Source organism: Streptomyces drozdowiczii, assembly GCF_026167665.1.
In the GTDB taxonomy this organism is placed as follows: Bacteria; Actinomycetota; Actinomycetes; order Streptomycetales; family Streptomycetaceae; genus Streptomyces; species Streptomyces drozdowiczii_A.
In genome coordinates this window covers 2,216,346-2,241,855 of the sequence record NZ_CP098740.1, presented here as the reverse complement: position 1 = coordinate 2,241,855, position 25,510 = coordinate 2,216,346, and the positions used below count along the sequence as shown (strand labels likewise).

Genomic DNA, 25,510 nt, shown 5'->3' with positions numbered 1-25,510 from the left:
CGGAAGTTCCAGCCGGTGTCCACGCATGGCGCCGGGGCCCGCTGGGGAGACTTGTTCGCCAACTCGGGAGTGTTGTTCACTCGTTCGTGTGGCGGAGCGGTTGATGCGCGCCCCCTCCTGAAAAGCACTGGAATGGTCGGGAGCCGTACCAGGGGGCGGGACGCTCGTTCATGTGACCGTGCGTCACCTCTGCTTCAAGGGCGGACGAGTCGAGAATGCGAGCACCGGTGCAGAAGAAGCGGCCTCGGAGCAAGGGCGGCAGCAACAGCGGTTCCGAGGCGGCGCCGACGACCCCGGCCGAGGGCGGTCGCCGCGTGCGCGTCCGCAACCGGCTGGTCGCGGGCGTCGCCGTCGTCGGGATCACCGTCATAGCGGCGGGGACACCGGCCGTGCTCGCCGCCTCGTCCGACCTCACCGACTCGCAGCACCTGGTCACCCTCGCCGAGCTGAACCAGCAGGCGATCTCCCTGGCCCACTCCCTCGCCGACGAGCGCGACGAGGTCACCGTCTACATCGCGGGCGGCCGGGAGGGCGAGCCGGGCAGCCGGGGCGCCCGCGTCGACCAGCAGGTGGACGAGATCCGGGAGACGGCCCCGGCCGACCTCCTGCGCGACCTCTCCACCATCCCGTCCCTGCGCCGCGACGCGATCAGCGGCAAGGGCACGGCCCTGGAGGCCCACCGGGCGTACTCCGAGGTCATCGCCAAGCTCCACGGCCTCGCCGACGAGCTGGCCCGCTCCACCCCGCCGCGCGCCGCCGAAGCCGCCCGCACCCCGCAGGCGCTCGGCCGGGCCACCGAGGAGGCGTCGGCCGCCCGGGGGCTGCTGCTCGCCGCGCTCGCCGTGCCCCGCCCGGAGCCCGCGCCCCCGCGCATCGACCCGTTCACCGGGCTGCCCGTGCGGAGCGAGGACGAGGGCGAGACCAAGGAGGACCGCACCCGGAACGCGCTGAGCGCCGCCGCCCAGCAGGCCCGGGTCGGCGAACTCTCCGCGCTCGCCGACTTCGACCAGTCCGCCGGCGCCACCGCCCGCGACAAGCTGGCCTCCACCGTCACGGGCCCTGAGGTCAACAGCGCCGAGAAGTACCTCGCCGAGCTGACCGACCGCCCCGAACTCTCCGACTCCGACCTGAAGGCCAGCGACAAGAAGGTCGCCGCCGCCCTCGGCGCCCGCGTCGACCGGATGCGCTCCGTGGAGTCCGCGCTCGGCACCACCCAGGTCCAGCGCCTCGAACAGCTCCGCGACGACGACGTCACCGCCCTCGAACTGCGCATCGCCCTCCTCGGCGGCTGCTTCCTCGTCGCGGTCGCCGTCTCCACCGCCGTCGCCCGTACCCTCACCCAGCCGCTCGCCGTGCTCCGGATCGGCGCCGCCCGGCTCGCCGCCGAACCGGCCACCGCCGAACCGGTCCGCTACACCGGCCGCAACGACGAGTTCGCCCAGACCGTCCGCTCCATCAACGCCCTGCACGGCCGCCTGCGGGAGCTGCTCCAGCAGTTCAACGTGCGCTTCGAGAGCCTGGAGACCGAGCGCGCCGAACTGCTCGCCGGACGCGAGGCCCTCACGGTGCAGCGCGCCGAACTCCAGGTGCACGCGGCGGACCTGGCCGCCCAGCTGGAGAAGTTGCGGAACACCGTCCACCACACCTTCGTCAACCTCTCGCTGCGCACCCTCGGCCTGGTCGAACGGCAGCTCGGCGTCATCGAGTCCCTGGAGGAGCGCGAGCAGGACCCGGAACGGCTCAGCACCCTCTTCAAGCTCGACCACATGGCCACGGTCATGCGCCGCCACAGCGAGAACATGCTGGTCCTGGCGGGCGCGGACCACGGGCACGGCCACCCGGGCCCGATCCCGCTGGTCGACGTCCTGCGCGCGGCCGTCAGCGAGATCGAGCGGTACGAGCGGGTCACCATCCAGTCCCTGCCGCCGCACGCCCAGGTCGCCGGGTTCGCCGCCGACGACCTCAGCCACCTGGTCGCGGAACTCCTGGAGAACGCCACCTCGTTCTCGCCGCCCGACTCCCACGTCCAGCTCTCCGGCTGGCTCCTGGAGAGCGGTGAGGTGATGCTCTCCGTGCAGGACGAGGGCATCGGCATGTCGTCCGTACGGATGGGCGAGCTGAACACCCGCCTGGCCGACCCGGCGCTCTTCGAGGCCGGCGAGCAGAACGCCGACGGGGCCGGGCTCGGGCTCCAGGTGACCTCGCTGCTCGCCGCCCGGCACGGCGTACGCGTGGAGCTGCGCGAGCAGAAGGGGAGCGGGGTGACCGCGGTCGTCGTGCTCCCGGAGGCCCTGCTACCCAAGGCCCTCCCGGCGGCGACGCCCCCGCCCGTCACGGCTCCGGGCGACGCGCCCACGCTGAACCTGCCGGGCTCGGTGGCCGAGGCCAACTCCAACACTCTGCCGGGGCGCACCGCGTCCACCGCGGACGACCCGATGATCGCGGCAGCGGAACGCGCCCTCGCGGAGGCGCCCGTGGCGCCTGTGGCGCCGGAGGCCCCTGAAGCCGACGTGACTCCTGAGGCCCCCGAGCCGGAGCCCGCCCCCGAGCCGGAGCCCGCCCCCGAGCCGGAGCCCGCCCCCGCCCCGGAGGCCGAGACCGACTCCGAGCGCACCCTCCAGGTCCGCCTCCCCCGGCCGCCCAAGGAGCCGGACGCCGACCCGTACGCCATCGGCCCCGACCGCCACGAGCGCGCCGCCGACGAGGCCCCGGCCCCCGCCGCACCCGAGGCAGCGGAACACGCGGACACCGTCCCCGCCCCCGTAGGCCCGAAGGGGAGACCGTCACCGACAAGGGGCTGCCCAAGCGGACGCCCAAGGTCGTGCGGCCCGCCGGGGCGCCCGTCGCCGAGCGGCGGGGGAGCGTCGACAAGGAGGCCCTGCGGCGCAGGCTCGGCGGCTTCCAGCAGGGCGCCAGGGACGGCCGCCGCGACGTCGAGGCCGAACTCGCCGAGGGCGCGAGCCCCACACGTACCGAGCACGCCGAGCCGGCAGGCCGCAGCGACGGCCGGACCGGAGAGACGGGGGACACAGTCGAGGAGGCACGCAGTTGACTGCGCCCAGCACATTCGGGCTGAGCACCGAGGCCCGGAACCTGCACTGGTTGCTGAGCAATCTCGTGGAGGAGGTGCCAGGGGTCCACTCGGTCACCGTCGTCTCGTCCGACGGGCTGATGCTGCTGTCCTCCGACCCCGGCCACCACAACGCCGCCGAGCCCGCGGCCCCGCAGAGCGGACCGCGCGGTTCCAGCGCCGACCTGGCGACCATCGTCTCCGGCATCGGCAGCCTCACCGTCGGTGCCGCGAAGCTGATGGACGGCGGCGGCGTGAAGCAGACCATGGTCGCCATGGAGGAGGGCAGCGTCTTCGTCATGTCGATCAGCGACGGCTCGTTGCTCGGGGTGCACGCCGCCCCCGACTGCGACATGGGCGTCATCGCGTACCACATGGCGCTGTTCGTCGGCCGCGCCGGACACGTACTCACCCCCGAACTCCGCAGTGAGCTGCGCAAATCGATGGAGAGCGCCCAGTGAGCCACGCCGCAGCCGGACCCGCCCGCAAACTGCCCGTCCGAGGGGCCGGCAAACGGCCCGCGCGGGTCCGTCCGTACTCGCTCACCGGCGGCCGCACCCGCTTCGGGCACGTCCTGCTGGTCGAGACGTTCGTCGCCGCGCTGGAGGCCCCCGAGGAGCGCCGCGAACTCACCAACGGCAATCTGGCGACCCGTCTGATGCCGGAGCTGAGGGCCATCGTCGAGCTGTGCCGCCGGATGCGCACCGTCGCCGAGATCTCGGCGCTGCTGAAGATGCCGCTCGGCGTGGTCCGGGTGCTGCTCAGCGACTTGGCCGACCAGGGAAAGATCCGCGTGTACGGGACCGGGCACGGCACCGGCCAGCCCGACCGCGCACTGCTCGAAAGGGTGCTCGATGGACTCCGCCGTCTCTGAGTCGCTGTTCGCCCCGCGGCAGCCGGGCCCGGAGGAGCGGCCCGAGGAGAAGCTCCAGCCCTGGCAGCTGGACAACACCCGGGCCCCGATCGCCACGAAGATCGTGGTCGCGGGCGGCTTCGGCGTCGGCAAGACCACCTTCGTGACCGCGGTCTCCGAGATCACCCCCTTGCAGACCGAGGCCATGATGACCCGGGCCAGCGAGGACACCGACGACCTCAGCGCCACCCCGGACAAGGCCACCACGACCGTCGCCATGGACTTCGGCCGGCTCACGCTGGACGACGACCTCGTGCTGTACGTGTTCGGCACCCCGGGCCAGCAGCGGTTCTGGTTCATGTGGGACGACCTGGTGCGCGGCGCGATCGGTGCCGTCGTCATGGCCGACACCCGCCGCCTCGCCGACTGCTTCCCCGCCCTCGACTACTTCGAGAGCTGCGGGCTGCCGTACATCGTGGCCGTCAACCACTTCGAGGGGACGCCGGGCTTCGAGGCCGAGGACGTCCGGGAGGCCCTGACCGTACCCGCGCACGTCCCGATAGTGATCATGGACGCGCGCAACAGGATCACGGTGGTCGAGTCCCTGCTGGCCCTCGTCGGCCACGCCCTCGACGCCACCCCCGCGTAGGCCCCCGGCCTGCCCCCTCAGCACCACACAACGGAGAACCGCGATGCGGAAGATACTGATAGTCGGAGCCGGTCAGTCCGGGCTCCAGCTCGCCCTGGGACTCCAGTCCAAGGGGTACGAAGTCACCCTGATGTCCAACCGCACCGCCGACGAGATCCGCTCCGGGCGGGTCATGTCCACGCAGTGCATGTTCCACACCGCGCTCCAGCACGAGCGGGACCTCCGGCTCAACTTCTGGGAGTCGCAGGCCCCGCGCATCGAGGGGCTCGGCGTCTCGGTGGCCGCCCCCGACTCCTCGCGGGCCGTCGACTGGGTCGGCAAGCTCGACGGCTACGCCCAGTCCGTCGACCAGCGCGTCAAGATGGCCGGCTGGATGGACACCTTCGCCCAGCGCGGCGGACAGCTCGTCATCCACGGCGCGGCCGTCTCCGACCTGGACTACTTCTCGCGCACCTACGACCTGGTGCTGGTCGCGGCCGGCAAGGGCGAGCTGGTGTCGATGTTCGGCCGGGACGCCTCCCGTTCGCCGTACGACGCCCCGCAGCGCGCGCTGGCCGTCGCGTACGTGCACGGCATGGGCCCGCGCCCGGAGCACCCGGAGTTCGACGCGGTCCGCTGCAACCTGGTCCCGGGCGTCGGCGAGCTCTTCGTGATGCCGACCCTGACCACCTCCGGCCGCGCCGACATCCTGTTCTGGGAGGGCGTCCCGGGCGGGCCGCTCGACGCGTTCCAGGGCATCAAGGACCCCTCCGAGCACCTGGCGAAGACCCTGGAGCTGATGGAGCAGTTCACGCCCTGGGAGTACGCCCGCGCCACCAAGGTCGAGCTGACCGACGCCAACGGCACCCTCGCCGGCCGCTACGCCCCCACCGTGCGCAAGCCCATCGGCCGGCTGCCCGGCGGCGGCCTGGTGCTCGGCGTCGCGGACGTCGTCGTCGCCAACGACCCGATCACCGGCCAGGGCTCCAACTCGGCGTCCAAGTGCGCCGCCGCCTACCTCGACTCGATCGTGGAGCACGGCGACCGCGAGTTCGACGAGGCGTGGATGCAGTCGACGTTCGACCGCTACTGGGACACCGCCCAGCACGTCACCAAGTGGACCAACGCCATGCTCGGCGTGCCGCCGGAGCATGTGCTGAACCTGATCGGCGCAGCCGGGCAGCTCCAGCCGGTCGCGGACCGCTTCGCCAACGGCTTCAACGACCCGGCGGACTTCGAGAACTTCTTCTTCGAGCCCGAGAAGGCGAACGCCTACCTCGCCTCGGTGGCGGGCCCGGCCGCCTGACCGTGCCCTCCGGCCCCGGTCGTCACGCGTCCGGGGCCGAGGAGGCGCCGTACCCCTCGTCCGAACCGTCCGTCGCCCCGTCGGGCAGCTCCGGGCCCTCGTACGAGGCCAGCGGTGTGCTGTCCGGGTCGGGCCGGACCGCCCCCAGCACCGGGTTGGACGCCACCGGCGAGACCTTCACGCTGGTGCCGGGGCGGGGCGCCTGCACCACCAGGCCGTTGCCGAGGTACAGCGCCACATGGGTCGCCTTCGGGAAGTAGACCACCAGGTCGCCGGGGCGCAGCGCGTTCATCGGCACCCTGGTCAGCTGCCGCCACTGCTCCTGCGAGGTGCGCGGGATGACGCGGCCGGCGCTCGCCCACGCCTGCGAGGTGAGCCCGGAGCAGTCGAACGAACCCGGCCCCTCCGCGCCCCACACGTACGGCTTGCCGATCTGGCGGACCGCGTACTGGACGGCCTGGCCGCCCTGGGCGGTCGGCGGGCGGGACGAGGAGAGCGCGCCGGAGGCGACCAGCGCGTCCTGGGCCTGGTCCGTGTTCTTCCGGGCGAGACCGGAGACCTCGGAGAGCTGGTCATCGGTGAGCGTGGCGATCTTCGCCTCCACCTGTTTCAGCCGGGTCCGTACGGTGTCGCGGTCCTTCTGCTTCCGCGCGGCCAGGGTCCGCTGCTCGGCGAGCACCTTGCGGGACTCCTTCGCCAGCTCGTCGGCCCGCTTCTCGGCCGCGCCGAGCCGCTGCACGGCCGCCACCCGCCCGGCGGCGAGGCGCTGGATGACCTGGCCCTGGGTCAGGGCGGCCTCCGGGTCGCGCATCAGCAGCAGCCGCAGATACGCGGAGAGCTCGGACCGGCCCTGGTACTGCTCGCGGGCCAGCTGCCCGGCGGCGTCCCGCCCCTTGGCCAGCGAGCGGCGTGCGGTGACGAGGGCCGCGTCGAGCTTCTTCGCCCGCGCGGCCCGCTTCTTCAGCTCGGCCGTCGTGCCGTTGTAGGTCTCGGTGGCCTCTTCGGCCTGCTGGTAGAGCCGCTGCAACTCGCTCAGCAGCGCGGCGGCCCCGCCCGCCGGGGCGCCGGGCGCGGGCGGCGCGGGCGAGGGGGCGGCTGCGGCGGTGGCCGGCGAGACCACGACGACGGCGGCGAGCGCCGCCGTACCGAGGGAACGCACCAGGGTGCCCGACGACACGACATCACCTCCGGAACCGGGGTGAATCGTGCGACTACCCCATGAGTGAGCGCAATGCGTCCATACGCTCACCCGTGCGACGGGGCGATGCAAGAAGCCACGGCCGTGACGGCCCCCGCCGCCCTCCGGATTCGCCCGGAAGGCGGCGGACGGGGTCACGCGACCGGGAACGCGTACACCGTGCGTCCGCGCCGGACGATCGCCGTCTTGTCGTACGCCAGCACCTGGTAGCCGGCCGTGACGGTCTCGCCCTCCGGGGCCTGGTTGCCGATGTCCTGGAACTTCCAGAGCCGCTTGCCGTCGGCGGCGGAGAAGGCGGTGACCTGGCCGGGGTCGGCCGCGAGCACCGTGCTGCCGGAGCCGCTGACGGAGATCACGGGGGCCTTGTCGCCCGCCGCCTCCGTGGACCGGCGCCACTTCGGCTTCCCGGTCTCGGGGTCGAGCGCCCCCACTTCCTGGTTGCGGTTCGTGGTGTACAGCAGGTCGCCCGAGGGGAGGGACGTCCCGAAGACGGAGCCGCGGCTGCCCTTCAGCGTCCACTTCGCCTTGCCGGCGGGCGTCTCGAAGGCGCGCAGATTGGCGCCGTCCGCCGCGTAGAGGGTGCCCTCCGCGTCGCCGACGGCCGCTCCGTCGAGGGCGACGTTCCCGAACCTGCGGCTCCACTGCGCCTTGCCGGTCTCACGGTCGAAGCTGCGGAAGACGCCCTTCTTCTTCGCGGCCTTCAGGGCGGCCGGGGCGAGCGTCCGGTAGTCCTGCCGTATGACGACGGCGTCCGGCCGGATCGCGATCAGCCGGAACACGGGCGCGATCGGGCCGCGGCCACTGGGCACCGGGGTCCGCCACAGCTCCTTGCGCTGCACGATGTCGTAGCCGAACAGGTACGACTTGACGACCTGCCGGTCCTTGCCGGGCTTCTCGCCCTTCTTCGGCGCGGGAGCCTTCACCGTGGCCTTGTGCGACCCGGTGAACCAGATGGTCGATCCGGCCGAACCGACGAGCGTACGCACCGTGAGGTCCGGGGCGTCCTGGAAGCCGTCGGCGTACGCCACGCGGTGGGCGACCTTGCCGTCCTTCGCCGACAGCCACAGGAACTCCGACGGACCCGCGACGAAGCACAGGTCGTCGCCCGCCGCCAGGGCGGCCTGGCCCTTGGCACCGTCGGCGTTCTCCCAGAGCCGGCGGCCGGTGCGCAGGTCGACGGCGCTCACATGGCTCTCGTCGGTGAGGACCAGCAGACGGTCCTTCACGAGCGCGGCGGTCAACGGGACCGGCTCGGACGCCGGGTGGTTGTAGATCCAGCGCGGCGTCGGCGCGACCCCCGCGACGCTGGGCCCGCCCGACGTCGGCGCCGGCTTCGGGTCCGGGCCGGGCTTGTCGTCGTCGCCGGAGGTCAGCGCGTACAGCGTCCCGCCGCCGACCAGCAGCCCGGCCGCGCCGCCCACCACCCCGAACAGCAGCCCGCGCCGGCTCGGCCCGGACCGCCGCGGCTCGGCGGGCGGTGCGACGTTCGGGACGGGCGCGGGCGGCAACGGTACGGGGACGGGCTGGGGAGCCTGGTGCTGGTACGGGGCTGCGGCTGCTGCGGGTACCCGTACGCGGACTGGTCCGGCCACGGAGCGGGCTGCCCCGGCTGCCCGATCGCCCCGAGCTGCGTGGTGCGGGTGTCCGGGACGGCGGCGGACGCGTCCGGGACCGTGCCGCCCCCGCCGAACGTCGGCTGCTGCCACTCGGGCACCGGCGTCGGCTGGTGCTGCGGCGGCACGGCGTCCTGTATGTCGGGCTCGGGCTCCGGCCGGGGCGCGGGCGCGACGGCGTCCCAGACGTCCCCGTACGACTTCGGGCGATGGGCACCCCGGCCGCCCGAGGGGTTCTCGTCGGACACCGGATACTGATCGGACACGGGGTTCTCCACAGACGCGTTCTTCATGGACACGGAATTCTCGGGCGCCGCATCCGCCAGCCTCCCGGCCTCGGCGCCCTGTTCGGCCACCGCCGTCGCGAGCTGCTCCGGGAGCCAGTCGCCCGCCGCCGAGGCGGACGCGCCCTCCAGGGCGAGTTCGGCGGCGACCGTGCCCGCCGTGGGGCGGTCGGACGGGTCCTTCGCCAGGCAGCGGGCGATCAGGTCGCGCAGCTCGTCGGGGACCCCGCCCAGCTCCGGGGCGGCCTGCGCGATGCGGTCGGCGGCCTCGGCCGGGGGGCCGTCCGCCAGCGGGGTCGTCCCGGTCGCCGCGTAGGCGAGCAGCAGGCCGAGCACGAAGAGGTCGGAGGCCGGGCCCGCCTCCTCGCCCGCGAGCTGTTCCGGGGTCAGATAGCCGAGCCGTACGGAGAGCCGGCCGCCCGGACCGGCCGACGCCTCGGCCGCCGCGCCCAGCGGGCCGAACGCGGTGAGCCGGGGGCCGTCCTCGGCGAGCAGCACGGTCCCGGGCGCGAGGCCGTGCAGCACGGCGCCGGTGGCGTGGACCCGGGACAGGGTCTCGGCGAGGCCCGCGCCCAGGATCCGCACGGCGCGCCCGGGCAGCGGCCCTGCGGCCTCTATGGCCTCCGCCAGCGTCAGCGCGGGGACGTACGCGGCGGCGGTCCAGGGCGCGTCGGCCCCGTCCGTGCGGGTCTCCAGCGGCCCGTCGACCCAGCCCCCGGCGAGCCGGCCCGCGAGGCGCGCCTCGGCGTCGAAGCGCTGGCGGTAGGCGGGCGAGGCGGCGAGCCCGGGCCGGGCGGCGGTGACCACGACGAGTTCGCCGGGGTCCGCGCCGCGCGCGAGGTACTGCACCGCGGCGGCCGTCTCGCGCAAGCGGGCCAGCACGGTGTACGGCCCGAAGCGGCGTGGCTCGTCCTGACGCGGCGCCTCCATGGCGCATCCCCCCTTGTGACCGTCCCCGTCCGTCCCCAGGGACCAGACGTTCGATCTTAGGGCCTGCCCCCTGACTGCCGTCTGCCGGGCGACGCCTGGCACGCACGCTCGCGGCGTTGCCGAAAAGCCCTAGTAGCTCCGCTACGAGGACTCTCCGGCGCCTTGCGATCGCACGCACCAGACCGCCCGGCCGCCCTCCGGGCGACGACGGCAGCCAGGCGGCAGGCCCTAGTGGGGCGGTTCCTGGCGCTTGGCGCCCGGCTTCGACCACGGCCAGCGGGGCCGCTCGCGGCCCTCGGGGGCGTACGCGTAGATCCATCCCCGTTGGATGCCGAGCCGCTTCGTGTGGCCGGCCGGGGTCCTGCGGTACGCGTACACCGTGGGCGGTCCGCCGGCCGCGTCCGGGACGGGGACCTCGTACCACTTGGGCGGGTGGCCGGTCGCGCCGGTCAGGACGGGCAGGACCCGGCCGTCCAGCGGGCCGCCGACGAAGGCGGTGTTCTCGCTTCTCACCGGGCCAGTCTGACCGATCACTCCGGCGGCAGCAGATGCGCGGCCACGGCGGTCAGCGGGGCCAGCCGGTCCACCAGCCGCCCGGCCGGGCCCTCCACGGTTTCCAGCGGGAGCAGCGCGGCCACGGCCGCCGCGGTCCGCGGGTCCGAGGACGAGGTGACGGCCAGCAGGCCGATGAACTGGTCGACCAGCCAGTCCCGCAGCTCCGCGGCGTCCGGCCGCTTGCCCTCGTCCAGCCAGATCAGCGAGGCCGCCTCGACCGCCGCGATCCAGGTGCGCACCATCATGCTCATGCGGGGCGCGGGTTCGCTGTGCTCGTCCTGGCCCAGGTGGAACAGGATCTGCTCGGCCGCCGCGCGCCGCACCTCGTCCACGATGGTGGTCGTCCGGGAGGTCTCGGCGACGCTGCCGCCCCGGAGCAGGGCGCTGAAGCCGGCGTCGTGCTCGTCCACGAAGGCCAGATAGCGGTCGAGGACGCGGGTGACCCGCTCGGTCGGCGGGCCCTCGGCCGGCTCCGCGAAGCACAGCTTCAGCTGCTCGGCGGCCGAGCGGAGCGCCGCCTCGTACAACTGCTGCCGCCCGCCCGGGAAGTAGCGGTACACCAGCGGGCGGGACACCCCGGCCACCGTCGCGACCTCGTCCAGCGAGACCTCGTCGGGGGCCGGTGCGCGAAGAGCGTGAGGGCCGCGCCGAGCAGCTGGGTGCGGCGCTCCTCGACGCTGAGTCTTCGGTACGCACGGCCGGGCGGCGCGGTGGCGGCTGGGGTCATGACACCCAGCCTAAGGGGGACCGCCCTCACGCCAGCAGGCCCGAGCTCTTCCAGAGCCTGCGCCCCACCCCGTTCAGGACGCCGATGTCCTCGAAGAAGTCGGTCAGCCGCTTGGCGCCGGTCTGCATGACCTCCGCGCGGTGTCCGCTGGCCTTCACCTGGGCGACCGCCTCGTGGCGGTTCAGCCCGACGTTCTCGTAGACCTGCGGGTTGATGAAGCAGACGGAGAAGACGCGGGCGGCCTGTCCCGAGCTGACGCGGGCCAGTTCGCGTTCCCAGCGGGGCGCGGTCACCATCTGGCGGCGCAGCTCCTCGCGGGCGTAGCGGACGTGCCGCGCCTCCTCGATGACGTGGATGCGGGTCACCCCGCGCACCAGGGGCTGGACGCGCTCGTCGGGGAAGGTCAGCCGCTGCATCCAGTCGAGGATCTCCTCGCCGAGGAGCGTCCCGGCGAACGAACCGGGCGTCGTGGACACGCTCTTCAGGATGCGCGCCATGTTGTGGTAGCGGCGCGGCACGGTGTACGTGGGGCCGCCGCCCCAGGTGATCATGCGGCCGAACATCATCGAGTGCCGGCACTCGTCGGCGATCTCGGTGAGCGCGTAGCGGACGTGGTTGCTGGTCGGGGGCTTGTCGTAGACGTGCCGTACGAGCAGCTGCATGAGGATGATCTCGAACCAGATGCCGAGCGAGGCGAGGGACGCGGCCTCGTGCCGGGCCAGCTCCTGCCGCTGGTCGTGCGACATCCGCTGCCACAGCGGAGTGTCGTAGAGCGAGACCAGCTCGGGCGGCCAGAACCACTTGCCGTCCTCCGGCGGCGCGTCCCAGTCCAGCTCCTTGTCGGGGTCGAAGGAGTGCTTGGCGGACGCCTCCAGGAGCCGTTCGGCGATCTGCTCGCGGCCGCGCAACGGGCCGAGTGCGTCGCGGAGTTTCTGCAAGTCGCTTTCGGTCACGGTCGTCATCGCGGAGGCACCTCACCCATGGGTTACCGACGGTCACCCATTATGAGACTGCTTGTCAGCAAGGCCGTCAATCCCTTGCGCGCGACTTGTTGACCGCGCGTCTACCAACGTGTGAACCTGCCAACTGAGCGGGGAGCCCGCCGACTTCCCGGCAGTCGCGAGGCGAAGGAGCCGTCCGTGTCGACCCACGACCTCTACACCACCGCCCCCGAGGAACCGCTGTGGACCGTGCCCGCCACCGGCGCCGCCCGCTTCAGCTGGGACTACGACGACGGCCGCGAGCGCCTCCTCGCCCTGTACCAGAAGGGCAAGGACAAGCAGTGGGACGGCAACAAGCGCATCGACTGGAGCCTGGAGGTCGACCCCGCCGACCCGCTCGGCACCCCCGACGAGGCCCTGACGCTGTACGGCACCCCGCACTGGGCGCGGATGACCGAGAAGGACCGGGGCGAGCTGCGGCAGCACTACACCTCCTGGCAGTTCAGCCAGTTCCTGCACGGCGAGCAGGGCGCGATGATCTGCGCCGCCCGCATCGTGGAGGCCGTCCCCGACCTGGACGCCAAGTTCTACTCCGCGACCCAGGCCATGGACGAGGCCCGGCACGCGGAGATCTACGGCCGTTTCCTGCACGAGAAGATCGGGATGCTCTACCCGGTCAACCACAGCCTCCAGGGCCTCCTCGGCGACACCCTGCGCGACTCCCGCTGGGACATGCCCTACCTCGGGATGCAGGTCCTCATCGAGGGCCTGGCGCTGGCCGCGTTCGGCATGATCCGGGACACCACCACCAAGCCGCTGCCCAAGCAGATACTCGCCTACGTCATGCAGGACGAGGCCCGCCACGTCGCCTTCGGGCGGATGGCGCTGCGCGACTACTACAAGCAGCTCAGCGACGCGGAACGGCGCGAGCGCGAGGAGTTCGTCATCGAGGGCTGCTACCTGATGCGCGACCGGCTCAGCGGGGTCGAGGTCCTGGAGAACTTCGGCGTCGGCAGGCAGGAGGCGAAGGAACTCAGCGAGCACTCCGAATTCCTTCAGCTCTTCCGCAAGCTGCTGTTCAGCCGCATCGTCCCGTGCGTCAAGGACATCGGCCTCTGGGGCGAACGGCTCCAGAAGGCGTACGTCGACATGGGCGTGCTCGAACTCGGCGACTCCAGCCTCGACCTGCTCATGGCCCAGGACGAGGAGATCGCCGAACAGCTCGACAAGGACCGCTTCGAGGCGGAGGAGCGGGCGAGGGTGGCGGAGGTGGCCGAGGCGATCGCCCAGGGCGGGGCGGGAGCCTGACGGCGGCCCGTGAACGCGGTCCGGACCCGGCACCGGCCGTGGAGGGCGCGCGCGTCCATGCCGTAGCTTGTGCGGCATGAGCATGCCCCCGCCGCCGCAGGGCCCTTACGGTGCGCCCCAGGGCCCCTACGGCCCGCCCCAGCCCCAGCCCAACCCGTACGCCCAGCAGCAGCCCTGGGGAGCCCCGCAGGGCGCCGGGCCCCAGCCGTGGGGGGCTCCTCCGCCCGGCGGGCCCGGGTTCCCGCCGGGCCGGCGGACGCGGCCCGGGGTGATCGTGGCGGTCGTCGCCGGGGCGCTCCTGGTGGCGGGCGGCGTCGTCTTCGGCGTCGTACAGCTGGGGGACAAGGCCGACGACAAGCTGCCGGTGTCCGGCGGGTCCGGCGGGTCCGGCGGGTCCGGCGGGTCCGACGGATTCCCGGCGGCCGAGTACAGGCTCACCGTGCCGAAGACGCTCCTGGAGGGCGACTACACCCTCCAGGCCGACACCTCGGCGACGGACGGCAAGGACATCGAGGAGACGTACGACCCGACCGTCCGCGACCCCAAGGCCGTGGTCACGCAGTACACCTCCGAGGACGGCGGGACGCTGATCGTCTCCGGGATGTGGGGGCGCATCAAGAAGCCCGAGTTCTCCCGCGACACGATCCTCAAGGGGGCCGCCGAGGCCGAGGGGATGACCGTGGCGGTGCCCGCGCGGGAGTTCACACCGGCCGGCTACGGGATCACCGTCGCCTGCGAGGTCGTCCGCTCCGAGGACGGGGGCGTCACCAGCACGCTGCCCATGTGCGCCTGGGGCGACGACAACACCGCCTCCTTCGTCGCGGTCGTCACCGAGGAGACCGCGCTCCAGGACCCGGACAAGGTCGACCTCGCGGAGGCGGCCCGCCAGGCCGCCCAGGTCCGCAAGGAGATGCGGCAGCCGATCGGGGCGGGGGCGGCCGGCTGACCGGCCGTTACTGCGAGACCTCGATGATGTTCCCGTCCTTGTCGAGGCTGTGCTCGTTCCAGTACGTCCACCACTTGTCGTCCACATGCTTCGGGACCTTGCCCTCGGGGTAGCGGGCGTACCCCTTGGGCGGCTCCTCGCCGTCCTTCACGCACGCGCTGCCGGTGCTGCCGACGTACAGCACCGGATACTCGCCGCCGGAGCAGACCGCGTCCGCCGTCGAGCAGGCGGACGTGAGCAGCGCGAACACCGCCCCGCAGGCGGCGAGGGCGGCGGTGGCCCGCAGCGGGCGGGGACGACTGGTCGTACGCATCGTGGCACTCCTTCAGGGGGTGGCTGTCGGGGTCCAGGCTGCCTTTCCGGGCCTCGGGCCGCCCTGAGTACACGTACTCATCCACGAGGTCCGTGTACCTGTGCGAATGGCGCACCCGGCCCCCACAGCGCCCGCTCCACCACCCGCGCCGCGCCCAGGAGTTCCGCGTCCCGCCCCCGGGCGGCCACGAGTTGCAGCCCCACCGGGCAGCCGTCCCCGGTGAACCCGGCCGGGACGCTCGCCGCCGGATGTCCGCTCAGGTTGAACGCCCAGGTCAGCGCCGTCGAGAAAGCGTCGCCCGGACCCTCGTGGCCGTGCGGGCGGTTGGGCGTGACCGGGGTCAGGAGCAGCGGCGTCCGGGCGAAGAAGGCGTCCAGGCGGCGGTCGTTCTCCGCGCGCAGCTCCGCCTCCGGCGGCCGTACGTCCCCGCCCCGCGCCGCGAACCAGGCCGCCGCGGGGTCCAGCAGATCGAGGCCCCCGCTGAGCCGCACGACCCCGGCCGCCTCCAGCCGCCGCACCGCGCCCCGCACCACCGCCGCCACCTCCGGCTCGGTCTCCGCGAAGCCCAGGTCCGGGCTGTAGGCGGCGGACAGCGGCAGCGCCGGCGACACACACGCGTACCCGTCAAGGACGCAGCGCAGATACGTCTCCGCCTCCGCCGCCGACGCCGCCAGCACCCCGGCCGAGGCGAGCCCGGACCGGTCCGGCGAGGGCAGCAGCCCGTTCGTCGTCTTCAGGCCGAACACCCCGCACCAGGCGGCCGGGATGCGCACCGACCCCGCCCCGTCGCTGCCCGTCGCCAGCGGCACCAGGCCCGCCGCGACCGCCGCCGCCGAGCCCGCCGACGAACCGCCCGGAGTCCGGTCCGGGCGCCAGGGGTTGACCGTGCGGCCGTGCCGCCCGAGGCCCCACGTCTGCCAGGGCGTCCCCGGGCCGGGCACGGAGGTCGAGCCGACCGGGACACCGCCCGCCGCGATCAGCCGCCGCGCCGCGTACGAACGCAGGCCGGTGGGGCCCTTCACGGCGAAGGGGAGCCCGGCCAGCGGGAGGCGGGACGCGGCCGGGAGCCGGGCGAGCGCGTCCTCGGGCCAGACGTCGAGGAAGGCGCGGAGCCCCCGGTCCTCGCGGTCGATCGAGGCCAGCACCTCGCGCAGTTCCCCGGAATCGGCCATGGGCTCAGTCTTCCAGGGCCGCTTCCATCACGGCACGGGCGATCGGGGCCGCGCTGCCGCCGCCGCTGATGTCGGCGCGGTCGGCCTCGGCGTCCTCCACGACCACGGCGACCGCCACGGCGGGACGCGCCGCGCCGTCGGCCTGCGCCCAGGAGATGAACCAGGCATACGGCAGGTCGGAGTTGTCCACCCCGTGCTGGGCGGTGCCGGTCTTGCCGCCGACCGTCGCCCCGTCGATCGCCGCGTTCGTGCCCGTACCGTCCTGGACGACGTCGACCATCATCTGCCGCAGCTGCGTCGCCGTCATCGGGTTCATCGCCCGGTGGTACGACGTCGAGCCCGTGGTGCGGACCGTGGCCCCGTCGTGCTTGGTCGTCCGCTCCACCAGGTGCGGGTACATCAGCTCGCCGCCGTTGGCGACGGCCGCCGCGACCATCGCCATCTGGAGCGGGGTCGCGGTGGTGTCGAACTGGCCGATCGAGGACTGCGCCAGCTGGTCGTCGCTCATCTCCGTGTCGAAGTTGCTCTTCGCCACCCCGGACGGGATCTTCAGCCCGGTGTCGTTGAAGCCGAACCGCTCGGCCGCGTCCACCATCCCGTCGAGCCCGACCTCGACCCCGAGGTGCGCCATCACGGTGTTGCAGGAGACCCGGATCGCGTCCGCGAGGGACGCCTTCTCGCAGCCGCGCGACTCGTTGGGCAGCACGGTCGAGGTGCCCGGCAGGACGTACGGGGACGGGGTGTCGGTCTCCTCGTCCGGATCGGTGACGACCTCCGCGTCCAGCGCTGCCGCCGCCGTCACGATCTTGAACGTGGAGCCGGGCGGATAGGTCTGCCGGATCGCCCGGTTGAGCATGGGCCGGCTCTCCGCGTCGTTCAGCTCCCGCCAGGCGTCCGTGACGGAGGAGCCGGTCCCGGACAGCCGCTCGGGGTCGTACGAGGGGGTCGAGACCAGGGCCAGGATGCGCCCGGTCGCCGGTTCGACGGCGGCGACCGCGCCCCGCCGGTTGCCCAGCCCCTCGTACGCGGCGCGCTGCATCCCGTCCCGGACCGTGGTCACGACGTCCCCGCCCGGCTGCTGGGTCCGGCTCACCTCGCCCCACAGGGGGAGCGGGGCGAGCAGCGGGTCGGTGCCGGCGAGGATGCCGTCCTCGGCGTTCTCGATGAGGGTGGTGCCGTACGTCTGCGAGGCGTAGCCGGTCACCGGCGCGTACAGCGGCCCGTAGCGGTAGGTCCGCTCGTACGCGAGCTGTTCGCCGGTGTTCTTGGAGCCGGTGACGGGCCGCCCGTCGACCAGGATGTTGCCGCGTGCCTGGTCGTAGCGGGCGATGGTGTTGCGCCGGTTGGCCGGGTTGTCGTCCAGCGCGTCGGCCTCGAAGACCTGGACCCGGGCCGCGTTGGCCAGCAGCGCCACGAGCAGCAGCAGGCAGAACGCGGCGGCGTGCCGGATGTAGCGGATCACCGCTCGTCCTCCGCACCGGGGAGCGCCGCCGGGACCGACGCCACCACCCCCGTCTCCACCTCGTCCGGCGCGGGCCTGCGCGCGAGATCGCTGACCCGGATCAGCAGCGCCACGATGATCCAGTTGGTGACCACGGACGAGCCGCCCTGCGCCAGGAACGGCATCGCCATCCCGGTCAGCGGGATCAGCCCCATCACCCCGCCCGCGATCACGAAGACCTGGAGCGCCAGGATCGAGGCGAGGCCGATCGAGAGCAGCCTCCCGAAGGCGTCGCGCAGCGCGAGCCCGGCCCGGAAGCCGCGCGCCACCAGCAGCGCGTACAGCAGGAAGAGCGCGGTCAGCCCGGCGTACCCCAGCTCCTCGCCCGCCGTCGCCAGGATGAAGTCGGACTTCGCGGCGAACCCGATGAGCACGGAGTGGCCGAGCCCCAGCCCCGTACCGAGCATCCCGCCGGCCGCGAAGGCGAACAGCGACTGGGCGAGCTGGCCGGGACCGCGTCCGGCGTCGATCGAGGCGAACGGATCGAGCCAGTCCTGCACCCGGCTGTGCACATGCGGTTCGAACGAGCCCACGACGAATGCGCCGACCGCCGCGAGCAGCAGCCCCACCGCGATCCAGCCGCGCCGCCCGGTCGCCACGTACAGCAGGATCACGAAGAGGCCGAAGAACAGCAGCGAGGTGCCGAGGTCGCGTTCCAGGACCAGCACGCCGACGCTGAGCAGCCAGATCGCCACGATCGGGCCGAGCACCCGCCCGGTGGGCAGCTGGAATTTCCAGACCTTGCGGCCGGTGTACGCGAGGGCGTTGCTGTTCGCCGCGAGGTACGCGGCGAAGAACACCGCGAGCAGGATCTTGGCGAACTCGCCGGGCTGGAAGGAGAAGCCGCCGACCCTGATCCAGATCTTCGCCCCGTTCACCGCCGGGAAGAAGATCGGCACGATCATCAGGACCAGCGCGGCCGCCATCGACACGTACGCGTACCGCTGGAGGAACCGGTGGTCGCGCAGGAAGACCACGACCGCGATGAAGAACGCGACGCCGATCGTGGACCAGATCAGCTGCGTCGTCGCCGCCCGGTCGCCCGGGGTCTCCAGGTCGAGCCGGTAGATCAGCACCAGCCCGATCCCGTTGAGCAGGACGGCGATCGGCAGCAGCAGCGGATCGGCGTACGGGGCGCGGAGCCGTACCGCGAGGTGCGCGAGCAGCGCCAGCAGCCCGAGGCCGCCGCCGTAGCCCGCGACGTCGGGCGGGACCGCGTCGTCGTGCGCGAGCCCGACCGCGGCGTAGCCGTAGACGGAGATCAGGACGGCCCCGATGAGGAGCGAGAGTTCCACGCCGCGCCGCCGGGGCAGGCGCAGCTCGGGCGGGGGTGCGTCCGCCGTCGATGCGGTCATGCCCCGCAACGTAGCAAGACGCGGGTGTTATGTCGGTTATGTCGCGGCGCGTACGGGCGGCTCCTCGCCGTCCGGGCCCGTGTACCGGGGCAGCGTCAGCCGGGCCACCGCCCCGCCGTCCGGCGCGTTCCCGAAGGTGAGCACCGCGCCCATCACCTCGGCCTGGCCGGCCGCGATGGTCAGCCCGAGGCCGTGCCCCTTGCCGCCGCCCTCGGTGCGGAAGCGCTGCGGGCCGCCCGCCGTCAGGTACTCCGGGAAGCCGTCGCCGTGGTCCCGCACGGTCACCACGGGCCCGTCGACGGTGAGCACCACGGGCGGCCTGCCGTGCCGGTGGGCGTTGCTGATGAGGTTGCCCAGGACGCGTTCCAGGCGCCGCCGGTCCGTCTCGACGCGCACGGGCTCCCCGGTGACCTCGACCCGGGTGTCGGTGCCCTGCGCCACCCGGGCGGCGAGCGGGGGCAGTTCGTGGGCGTCCAGGTCGACGTGCTCGGTCCGGGCGTCCAGCCGCGAGATCTCCAACAGGTCCTCGGTCAGGGCGCGCAGGGCCCGGGCCCGGTCCTGCACCAGCTCGGCCGGGCGGCCCGGCGGCAGCAGCTCGGCGGCGGCGGACAGGCCGGTGAGCGGGGTCCGCAGCTCGTGCGCCACGTCCGCGGTGAACCGCTGCTCCGCCTGGAGCTTGCGCTGGAGCGCCGAGGCCATGGTGTCGAGCGCCCCGGCGACCACGGCGACCTCGTCCTGCCGCCGCGACGGGTCCGCCGTGCGCGGGTCGTCCACCCGGGCGTCCAGGTCGCCCGCGCCGATCCGCCGGGCCACCCGCGCGGTCTGGTGCAGCCGCCGGGTGACCCGGGTGACCGCGAAGGCGCCGACCAGCAGCGTGGCGCCGATCGCCAGCACCGAGGAGCCGATGATCGCCCCGTCCAGGCCGTTGATGGTGCGGGCGCTCTGGCTGTAGTCGGTCCAGGCCGCCAGCGCGCGCCCGCCGTCCGCCGGGGCCGCCGCCCACATCACCGGCCGCCCGAGGAACCTGCCGACCATCGTGCCGCGCCGCCCGCCCGCCGCCAGCCCCCGCAACGGCCCCGGCAGCCCCGGCGGATCGACCCCGGAACGCGGCGGCAGCGCCTCGCCCGCCTCGTACGCGCGGGACACCTCCGTCAGCCGGGCGAGGGACTTCTCGCGGGCGTGGCCCACGGTCTGCCGGGTGACCGCGGTGTGCACCAGGACGCCGAGGAGCGCGGCGAGCACGCAGCACATCACGGTGATGAACACCGCGGCCTTCCACGTCAGCGTCGCCGTCCAGGCCGGGAGCCGCGGTCGCGCGCGCCGTCTGGGCGCCTCCGCCCGGCGGCTCACCGGCGCTCCGCCGACAGGGAGGCCGTGGGCCGGGGCGAGCGCGGGGCGGAGGGGCGCGGCACCGGTGTCCGCCGCCCGCCGTCCCGGGTGCGCAGGATCTCGTCCTGCGTCGGCAGCATCGCGCGCTGCCGGCCGTCCCAGGACCAGGCCGTGCGGTACTCGTACCCCGTGATCGCCGACGGCGCCCGCATGATGAGGTCCCGCCCGGCCAGCTGAACGCTGAGGACCGCGTCCGAGGTGGACATGATCCGGGTCAGCCCGCCGGACTCCGGCATGTAGACCCGTACGGAGAGCTGGCGGCCGGGCATCCGGACCGCGAGGACCATCTCGTCCCGGCCGTCGCCCGTGAGGTCCCGGAAGTACGGCGGCAGCACCGGGCAGTTCCGGGGCACCGACCGGCAGGCTTCGACCAGCTTCACCGTCCCGGCCGGCAGCTCACCGCCCTCCCCGGCCCGTTCGGGCGGCACCTTCAGGCCCGCCCGGACCACCGCCACCGGGTCGAGCCGGCGCACGTCGCCGCCGGTGACCCGGATGCCGGGGATGCGCGCGGTCTCGCCCTCGCCGTAGTCGTAGGGGGCGGCGGAGGCCGGCGGGAGCGTCGGCCACAGCCGCACCGGGCCGTTCGCGGGTGGCGTCCGCCCGGCGCTCCGCAGCTCCCCGCCGGTGCCGCAGCCGGCCAGCAGCACGGCGCCCAGGGTCGCCAGGACGGGCAGCCGCAGACGCATGACTTCCTCCGTTTCCGGCGGGGGCGGGCGGGCGGACGGACCGGCCCTGCCGACCTTATGCGGAAGGAAGTCTCTTATGTGTATTTAGTGCTGATGCCCGGTCAGGGTGGCGCGGACTACTGCTGGTACGGGTTCTGCCCCTGACCCGAAGGCCCCGAGGCGCCCGGCGCGTAACCCTGCTGCGGCGCCTGGCCGTACGGGTTGCCGCCCTGCGAGGCCATCTGCTGGGCGAGCAGCTGCTCGGCCTGGTCCTTGGGTATCCGCTGCTCGCCGCCGCAGAACGTGCACTGCGTGGCGTACGAGGTGGAGATCGGGAACAGCGGCACGAAGAACAGCGTGAACTTCGTGACCCGCTTGCGCAGCGTGTGCGCCGCCGGGTTCCCGCACCAGCCGCAGACCAGCGTCAGGATCGCCAGCTGGTACAGATATCCTCGCGTGCCGAAAATGATCATGTCGGTTCCTTCCCCGTGTTCCCCGGGAGCGCCCGGCGGCAGAGCGCCAGCAGCTTTTCGTCGGTGTACGTGTCGTGGCTGCCGTAGGCGCCTTCCGGCGCGTTGTGACGGCGTACGGAGGTCAGCTCGGCGAGCAGCACACGCGCCGCGTCCGACCCTGCACCAGCGGCCCTCGTCCGCGCCAGGCATTCCGCCACCCGGACCCGGACCCGGTGGTTCTGCTCCCAGGCGGCCAGCAGCACCGGGACGGACTCCTCGGCACGACCGGAAACCTCCCACAGAGCGGCCGCCGCGTCCACCCGCAACCACAGGTTGCCGTCGCGCAGCAGCTCCCGCAGCGGGGTCGCGCCCGCCGCCGCCCGGCCGCCGAGCCGCCCCACCACGCCCACGGCGGCGTGCCGCGCGCCCACGTCCCAGGCGGCCAGCCCCGCGAGCAGCGCGGGCAGGACCGCGTCGGCGTCCCCCTCCACCGCCCACAGCGCGCCCGCCGCCTCCGCCGCCTCCACCGTGCCGGTCCGCCGCAGCAGCGCCCGCAGCTCCGGTACGGCGCAGCGCGCGGCGGGCCCGAAGGCGGCGAGCGCCCGCAGCGCCGCCGTCCGCAGCAGGTCGCTCCCGGGCTCCTGGGCCCCGCGCAGCACCCGCAGCACCTCCGGGGCCGCCTCGCCCGCCCGGAGCGCGGTCAGCGCGCCCAGCAGCGGTCCCGCCCGGTCGTACGCCCCCTCGCCGAGCACCGCCTCACCCAGCCGCTGCCGCAGCGCACCGGCCAGCGGCCGGGCCGCCTCGCCGAGCCGGACGATCCCGGACTCCACCTCGGCCGGCACCAGGGGATGGGCGAGGGCGGCGCTCAGGGCCGGCAGGGCGCGCGGGTCACCGAGCCGGGCCAGGGCCGTCACCGCGCTGCCCAGCCGGGCCCGCCCGTCCGGCCCGGACCGCACCCAGGCCCCGGGGTCCGCCGCCACCCGCTCCGCCAGCGCGTCCGCCGCCGGGGCGGCCAGCCCGTACAGCCCCTCCAGCAGCTGCGAGGCGGCCTCCGCGAGCCTCGGCTCGGGCGCGGCCAGCTGCTCGCCCAGCAGCCGCACCAGCTCCGCGTACGAGCCCCGCCAGCCGCCGATCAGCCGGTCGCTCATGCGGACCGCGTCGAGGCGCTGCCAGGGGGCGGGGCTCCTCAGCTGGTCGGCCAGGAGGGCCGCCCGCTCGGCGACCCGGTCGTCGAGCCCGGCGTGCAGGGTGCGCAGCAGATCGGCGGTCCAGGGCGCGGCCCGCCCCGCCGTCTCCTCGGCGGACAGCGCCTGCACCTGCCCCCGCAGGGTCGCCGGGGCGGTCTCGGCGCCCGGCCCCGGCGGTTCGACGGGGCGCGCCCGGGTGGCGCCGGGGCCGGAGGGCGAGGGGCGCAGCTGGCCCAGCAGGCCGGTGACCACGGGCACCACATCGCCGGGCAGCGCCCCCGGGGCGCAGCGCGCCAGCTGCGCCAGGGCCGCCAGCCGCAGTCCCGGCGAACCCGCGTCGCCCGCCAGTCGGCCGAGCCAGTCGGCGACCGGAGCGGCCAGCGGCCGGTGGCGCAGGGCGAGCCGTCCCGCCGCCTCGATCAGGGCGAGCCGCACCTCCTCGTTCCGCTCCGCCGCCAGCCGCGCCCGCAGCAGGGCCAGCACCCTGGCCGGCTCGTCGTGCAGGGCGGCCAGCGCGAGCGGGGCGCTGAGCCGTACGCCGGGGTCCTCGTCGGCCAGCAGCGCGAAGAAGACCTCGGCACCGGCGGAGACGGCCGCCGCGGCCATCGCGAAATTGGCGGCGCCCTCCGCCTCGTCCTCGTCGAGTTCCTCCTCGTCGTCCTTGCCGAGGTCGATGCCGCCGATGCTGGTCAGTAACTCGACTATGTCGCCCCGATCGGGCACCCAGGGGTCGGCGACCAGCTCGAAGAGGAAGGGGATGCAGGCCAGCGTGCACGGATAGACGTCGCCCTGGTGGTGCACCGCCCCGTACATCCCGTCCAGCGCCCGTTCGCGCTCCGCCGGGTCGGCGGAGGCCAGCCCCCGCAGCAGCGCCGGCACGTCGTCCGCCGGTCCGTAGGCATGTTCCATCGAGGCCCAGTCGACCTCTTCGATCCCCGCGAACACGCCATCGCCTCCCCGCCGACGTCACACACGCAGTGTCTGCGCAGAGTGTGCACCACGGCTCGGACGATCCGACCATGTGCGGCGCGCATTTGCCCTGAGACATGACAAGAGTCGCGTGCGTACGGTATGGGCGGGGCGGCGTACGGTCAGGCCGGAAGCGGCCGTCCCGCTTCCGGGTCGCACAGCGGGGCCAGCAGATCGCCGTGCCGGTCGAGCCGTGCCGTCATGCCGTCCGCCAGGAAGACCAGATCGGCGGGGGAGCGGCAGCCCTCGATCTCCGCCCAGGTGACCGGCGCCGAGACGGCCGGCTCGGCGCGGGCGCGCAGGGTGTAGGGCGTGGCGGTGGTCTTCGCGGCGGCGTTCTGGCTGAAGTCGACGAAGACCTTGCCCGGCCGCAGCGCCTTCCGCATCCGGTGCACCACCAGGTCCGCCAGCTCCTTCTCCGCACGGACGGCGAGGCCCTTCGCGTACGCCGACACCGCCGCCGAGTCCGTCGGGACGATCGGGACCAGCAGATGCAGGCCCTTGGCGCCCGAGGTCTTCCCGTACGCCGTGAGGCCGTCGTCGGCCAGCCGCTCCCGCAGCCACAGCGCGACCCGGCAGCACTCGACGACCGTGGCGGGCGCCCCCGGGTCCAGGTCGAAGACCAGCCGGTCGGCCACCGCGGGGGTCTCCGCCCGCCACTGCGGGGTGTGGAACTCCACGACGAGGTTGGCGGCCCACATCAGCGAGGCCAGATCCTCCACGACCACCTGTTCGGACGGCTCGCTCTCGCGGTGCGGCACCGGGGCCCGGCGTACCCAGGACGGAGTACCGGGCGGCGGGTTCTTGGTGAAGAACAGCTGGCCCTCCGGACCGTCCGGATAGCGCAGGAAGGACACCGGCCGGTCCCGCAGATGCGGGAGCAGCACCCCGGCCGCCGTGGCCGCGTAATAGTGCAGCACCTCGCCCTTGGTGGTGCCGGTGGCCGGATACAGCACCTTGTCCAGATTGCTCAGGGACAGCCGTCGCCCCTCCACCTCGGTGATCGGCGTCATACGATAAGAATCACACGCAAAACGCATCTTTCTCCGTATCTACGGATGCAAGGGGTGAACCGGTGAGATCCATCTGGAACGGCGCCATCTCCTTCGGGCTGGTCAGCATCCCGATCAAGCTGGTCAACGCCACCGAGAACCACTCGATCTCGTTCCGGCAGATCCACGTCGAGGACGGCGGGCGCATCCGCTACCGCAAGGTGTGCGAGCTGGACGGCGAGGAGGTGACGTCCGCCGAGATCGGCAAGGCGTACGAGGACGCCGACGGCACGATGATCCCGATCACCGACGAGGATCTGAGCCAGTTGCCGCTGCCCACCGCGAAGACCATCGAGATCGTGGCCTTCGTCCCGGCCGACGCGATCGACCCGCTCCAGATGGACGCGGCCTACTACCTCTCCGCCAACGGCGTACCGGCCGCCAAGCCGTACACCCTGCTGCGCGAGGCCCTGAAGCGGAGCCGCAAGGTGGCCCTCGCCAAGTACGCGCTGCGCGGGCGCGAGCGGCTCGGCATGCTCCGGGTCGTGGATGACGTGATCGCCATGCACGGGCTGCTCTGGCCGGACGAGATCCGGGCCCCCGAGGGCGTCGCCCCGGAGTCCGACGTGACGGTGCGCGACGCGGAGCTGGACCTCGCGGACGCCCTGATGGACACCCTCGGCGAGGTCGACATGGACTCGCTGCACGACGACTACCGGGAGGCGGTCGAGGAGCTGGTCGCCGCGAAGGCGTCGGGCGAGGCGCCGGAACCGGCGGAGAAGGGCGCGAAGGGGGGCGGCAAGGTCATCGATCTGCTCGCCGCCCTGGAGAGCAGCGTCAAGGCCGCGAAGGAGGCCCGGGGCGAGGAGGGCGAGGAGTCCGTGGCGGACGTCACGCACCTCGCCGACCGCAAGGCGTCCGGCGACGACAAGAAGGCGTCCGGCGCCGCCAAGAAGACCGCCTCCTCCCCGAAGTCCACCGGCGGCAAGAAGTCCACGTCGAGCGGTACGGGCAAGCAGGCGGCCAAGAAGACGGCCACCAAGAGCACCGCGAAGAAGACGGCCGCCAAGAAGACGACGGCGAAGAAGACGGGCTCGAAGAGCACGGCGTCCCGGAAGCGAGCATCGGCCTGAGGCCGTACGAATGGACGTGGGGC

General features: G+C 73.7%; 19 protein-coding genes and 3 pseudogenes. 8 read left to right on the top strand and 14 right to left on the bottom strand.

Features of this window, described 5'->3' with window-relative positions:
• Positions 1 to 227 precede the first annotated feature (227 nt).
• The 5 genes and pseudogenes from NEH16_RS09895 (at position 228) to NEH16_RS09875 (ending at position 5,857) form a co-directional block, all read left to right on the top strand.
• Positions 228 to 3,052 (top strand): annotated as a pseudogene (locus NEH16_RS09895) (nitrate- and nitrite sensing domain-containing protein).
• Positions 3,049 to 3,531 (top strand): roadblock/LC7 domain-containing protein, encoded by a 483-nt coding sequence (locus tag NEH16_RS09890; protein ID WP_018102681.1) that lies wholly within the window; start codon positions 3,049 to 3,051, stop codon positions 3,529 to 3,531. The pseudogene NEH16_RS09895 and the gene NEH16_RS09890 overlap by 4 nt, the downstream one beginning before the upstream one ends.
• Positions 3,528 to 3,944, top strand: a complete 417-nt coding sequence (locus NEH16_RS09885) for a DUF742 domain-containing protein (RefSeq protein ID WP_018102680.1) — start codon at positions 3,528 to 3,530, stop codon at positions 3,942 to 3,944. Before NEH16_RS09890 ends, NEH16_RS09885 begins: the two co-directional genes overlap by 4 nt.
• Positions 3,925 to 4,572, top strand: coding sequence for a GTP-binding protein (locus NEH16_RS09880; RefSeq protein ID WP_073963962.1), 648 nt, complete (start codon positions 3,925 to 3,927; stop codon positions 4,570 to 4,572). Before NEH16_RS09885 ends, NEH16_RS09880 begins: the two co-directional genes overlap by 20 nt.
• Positions 4,573 to 4,615: 43 nt before the next feature.
• Positions 4,616 to 5,857 (top strand): styrene monooxygenase/indole monooxygenase family protein, encoded by a 1,242-nt coding sequence (locus tag NEH16_RS09875; protein ID WP_073963961.1) that lies wholly within the window; start codon positions 4,616 to 4,618, stop codon positions 5,855 to 5,857.
• A gap of 22 nt (positions 5,858 to 5,879) precedes the next feature.
• Here the strand turns inward: NEH16_RS09875 and NEH16_RS09870 are convergent, their stop codons facing one another.
• The 5 genes and pseudogenes from NEH16_RS09870 to NEH16_RS09845 all read right to left on the bottom strand — a co-directional run bounded on the left by NEH16_RS09870 (position 5,880) and on the right by NEH16_RS09845 (position 12,126).
• Complete coding sequence (locus NEH16_RS09870) at positions 5,880 to 7,034, bottom strand: C40 family peptidase (RefSeq protein WP_265541135.1); 1,155 nt, start codon at positions 7,032 to 7,034, stop codon at positions 5,880 to 5,882.
• A gap of 155 nt (positions 7,035 to 7,189) precedes the next feature.
• Positions 7,190 to 9,882 (bottom strand): annotated as a pseudogene (locus NEH16_RS33860) (PQQ-binding-like beta-propeller repeat protein).
• A gap of 228 nt (positions 9,883 to 10,110) precedes the next feature.
• The gene (locus NEH16_RS09855) at positions 10,111 to 10,395 is read right to left on the bottom strand and encodes a hypothetical protein (protein ID WP_265541129.1); all 285 of its coding nucleotides are present in this window, start codon (positions 10,393 to 10,395) and stop codon (positions 10,111 to 10,113) included.
• Between the two features lie 17 nt (positions 10,396 to 10,412).
• A pseudogene (locus NEH16_RS09850) lies at positions 10,413 to 11,164 on the bottom strand (TetR/AcrR family transcriptional regulator).
• 26 nt (positions 11,165 to 11,190) lie between these two features.
• Positions 11,191 to 12,126 (bottom strand): AurF N-oxygenase family protein, encoded by a 936-nt coding sequence (locus tag NEH16_RS09845; RefSeq protein ID WP_265541127.1) that lies wholly within the window; start codon positions 12,124 to 12,126, stop codon positions 11,191 to 11,193.
• A gap of 177 nt (positions 12,127 to 12,303) precedes the next feature.
• Here NEH16_RS09845 and NEH16_RS09840 point away from each other — a divergent pair, with 177 nt between their 5' ends.
• Both NEH16_RS09840 and NEH16_RS09835 read left to right on the top strand, forming a co-directional pair.
• Complete coding sequence (locus NEH16_RS09840) at positions 12,304 to 13,413, top strand: ferritin-like domain-containing protein (RefSeq protein ID WP_265541126.1); 1,110 nt, start codon at positions 12,304 to 12,306, stop codon at positions 13,411 to 13,413.
• A 76-nt stretch (positions 13,414 to 13,489) separates the two neighbouring features.
• Positions 13,490 to 14,359: a hypothetical protein gene (locus tag NEH16_RS09835; RefSeq protein ID WP_265541124.1), complete on the top strand. Its 870-nt coding sequence runs from the start codon at positions 13,490 to 13,492 to the stop codon at positions 14,357 to 14,359.
• A gap of 7 nt (positions 14,360 to 14,366) precedes the next feature.
• On the opposite strand, the gene NEH16_RS09830 is transcribed toward NEH16_RS09835, so the two are convergent.
• The 9 genes from NEH16_RS09830 to ligD all read right to left on the bottom strand — a co-directional run bounded on the left by NEH16_RS09830 (position 14,367) and on the right by ligD (position 24,375).
• A complete protein-coding gene (locus NEH16_RS09830; RefSeq protein ID WP_265541122.1) occupies positions 14,367 to 14,672 on the bottom strand; it encodes an SCO0607 family lipoprotein in 306 nt (101 codons plus the stop codon).
• A 77-nt stretch (positions 14,673 to 14,749) separates the two neighbouring features.
• Positions 14,750 to 15,844, bottom strand: a complete 1,095-nt coding sequence (locus NEH16_RS09825) for an amidase family protein (protein ID WP_265541120.1) — start codon at positions 15,842 to 15,844, stop codon at positions 14,750 to 14,752.
• A 4-nt stretch (positions 15,845 to 15,848) separates the two neighbouring features.
• Entirely contained in the window at positions 15,849 to 17,306 is a 1,458-nt protein-coding gene (locus NEH16_RS09820; protein WP_265541118.1) for a penicillin-binding transpeptidase domain-containing protein, read from the bottom strand.
• Positions 17,303 to 18,700, bottom strand: coding sequence for an FtsW/RodA/SpoVE family cell cycle protein (locus NEH16_RS09815; protein WP_265541116.1), 1,398 nt, complete (start codon positions 18,698 to 18,700; stop codon positions 17,303 to 17,305). The genes NEH16_RS09820 and NEH16_RS09815 overlap by 4 nt, the downstream gene beginning before the upstream one ends.
• 36 nt (positions 18,701 to 18,736) lie before the next feature.
• Positions 18,737 to 20,050, bottom strand: coding sequence for a sensor histidine kinase (locus NEH16_RS09810; RefSeq protein ID WP_265541114.1), 1,314 nt, complete (start codon positions 20,048 to 20,050; stop codon positions 18,737 to 18,739).
• Positions 20,047 to 20,775, bottom strand: coding sequence for a hypothetical protein (locus NEH16_RS09805; protein WP_265541113.1), 729 nt, complete (start codon positions 20,773 to 20,775; stop codon positions 20,047 to 20,049). The genes NEH16_RS09810 and NEH16_RS09805 overlap by 4 nt, the downstream gene beginning before the upstream one ends.
• A 116-nt stretch (positions 20,776 to 20,891) precedes the next feature.
• The gene (locus NEH16_RS09800) at positions 20,892 to 21,227 is read right to left on the bottom strand and encodes a zinc-ribbon domain-containing protein (RefSeq protein ID WP_018102662.1); all 336 of its coding nucleotides are present in this window, start codon (positions 21,225 to 21,227) and stop codon (positions 20,892 to 20,894) included.
• Positions 21,224 to 23,338 carry a PBS lyase gene (locus NEH16_RS09795; protein WP_265541110.1) on the bottom strand — a complete coding sequence of 705 codons (2,115 nt, stop codon included), beginning with the start codon at positions 23,336 to 23,338 and terminating at the stop codon, positions 21,224 to 21,226. The genes NEH16_RS09800 and NEH16_RS09795 overlap by 4 nt, the downstream gene beginning before the upstream one ends.
• Positions 23,339 to 23,484: 146 nt before the next feature.
• Entirely contained in the window at positions 23,485 to 24,375 is an 891-nt protein-coding gene (gene ligD, locus NEH16_RS09790; RefSeq protein ID WP_265541108.1) for a non-homologous end-joining DNA ligase, read from the bottom strand.
• Between the two features lie 62 nt (positions 24,376 to 24,437).
• Here ligD and NEH16_RS09785 point away from each other — a divergent pair, with 62 nt between their 5' ends.
• Positions 24,438 to 25,487, top strand: coding sequence for a Ku protein (locus NEH16_RS09785; protein WP_265541106.1), 1,050 nt, complete (start codon positions 24,438 to 24,440; stop codon positions 25,485 to 25,487).
• Positions 25,488 to 25,510: the final 23 nt, after the last annotated feature.

What these genes read in the sequence shown, in the direction of transcription:
- NEH16_RS09815 (WP_265541116.1), bottom strand. Translation starts at nt 18,700, where the DNA reads ATGACCGCATCGACGGCGGACGCACCCCCGCCCGAGCTGCGCCTGCCC.
- NEH16_RS09825 (WP_265541120.1), bottom strand. Translation starts at nt 15,844, where the DNA reads ATGGCCGATTCCGGGGAACTGCGCGAGGTGCTGGCCTCGATCGACCGC.
- NEH16_RS09830 (WP_265541122.1), bottom strand. Translation starts at nt 14,672, where the DNA reads ATGCGTACGACCAGTCGTCCCCGCCCGCTGCGGGCCACCGCCGCCCTC.
- NEH16_RS09800 (WP_018102662.1), bottom strand. Translation starts at nt 21,227, where the DNA reads ATGATCATTTTCGGCACGCGAGGATATCTGTACCAGCTGGCGATCCTG.
- NEH16_RS09805 (WP_265541113.1), bottom strand. Translation starts at nt 20,775, where the DNA reads ATGCGTCTGCGGCTGCCCGTCCTGGCGACCCTGGGCGCCGTGCTGCTG.
- NEH16_RS09835 (WP_265541124.1), top strand. Translation starts at nt 13,490, where the DNA reads ATGAGCATGCCCCCGCCGCCGCAGGGCCCTTACGGTGCGCCCCAGGGC.
- ligD (WP_265541108.1), bottom strand. Translation starts at nt 24,375, where the DNA reads ATGACGCCGATCACCGAGGTGGAGGGGCGACGGCTGTCCCTGAGCAAT.
- NEH16_RS09880 (WP_073963962.1), top strand. Translation starts at nt 3,925, where the DNA reads ATGGACTCCGCCGTCTCTGAGTCGCTGTTCGCCCCGCGGCAGCCGGGC.
- NEH16_RS09875 (WP_073963961.1), top strand. Translation starts at nt 4,616, where the DNA reads ATGCGGAAGATACTGATAGTCGGAGCCGGTCAGTCCGGGCTCCAGCTC.
- NEH16_RS09845 (WP_265541127.1), bottom strand. Translation starts at nt 12,126, where the DNA reads ATGACGACCGTGACCGAAAGCGACTTGCAGAAACTCCGCGACGCACTC.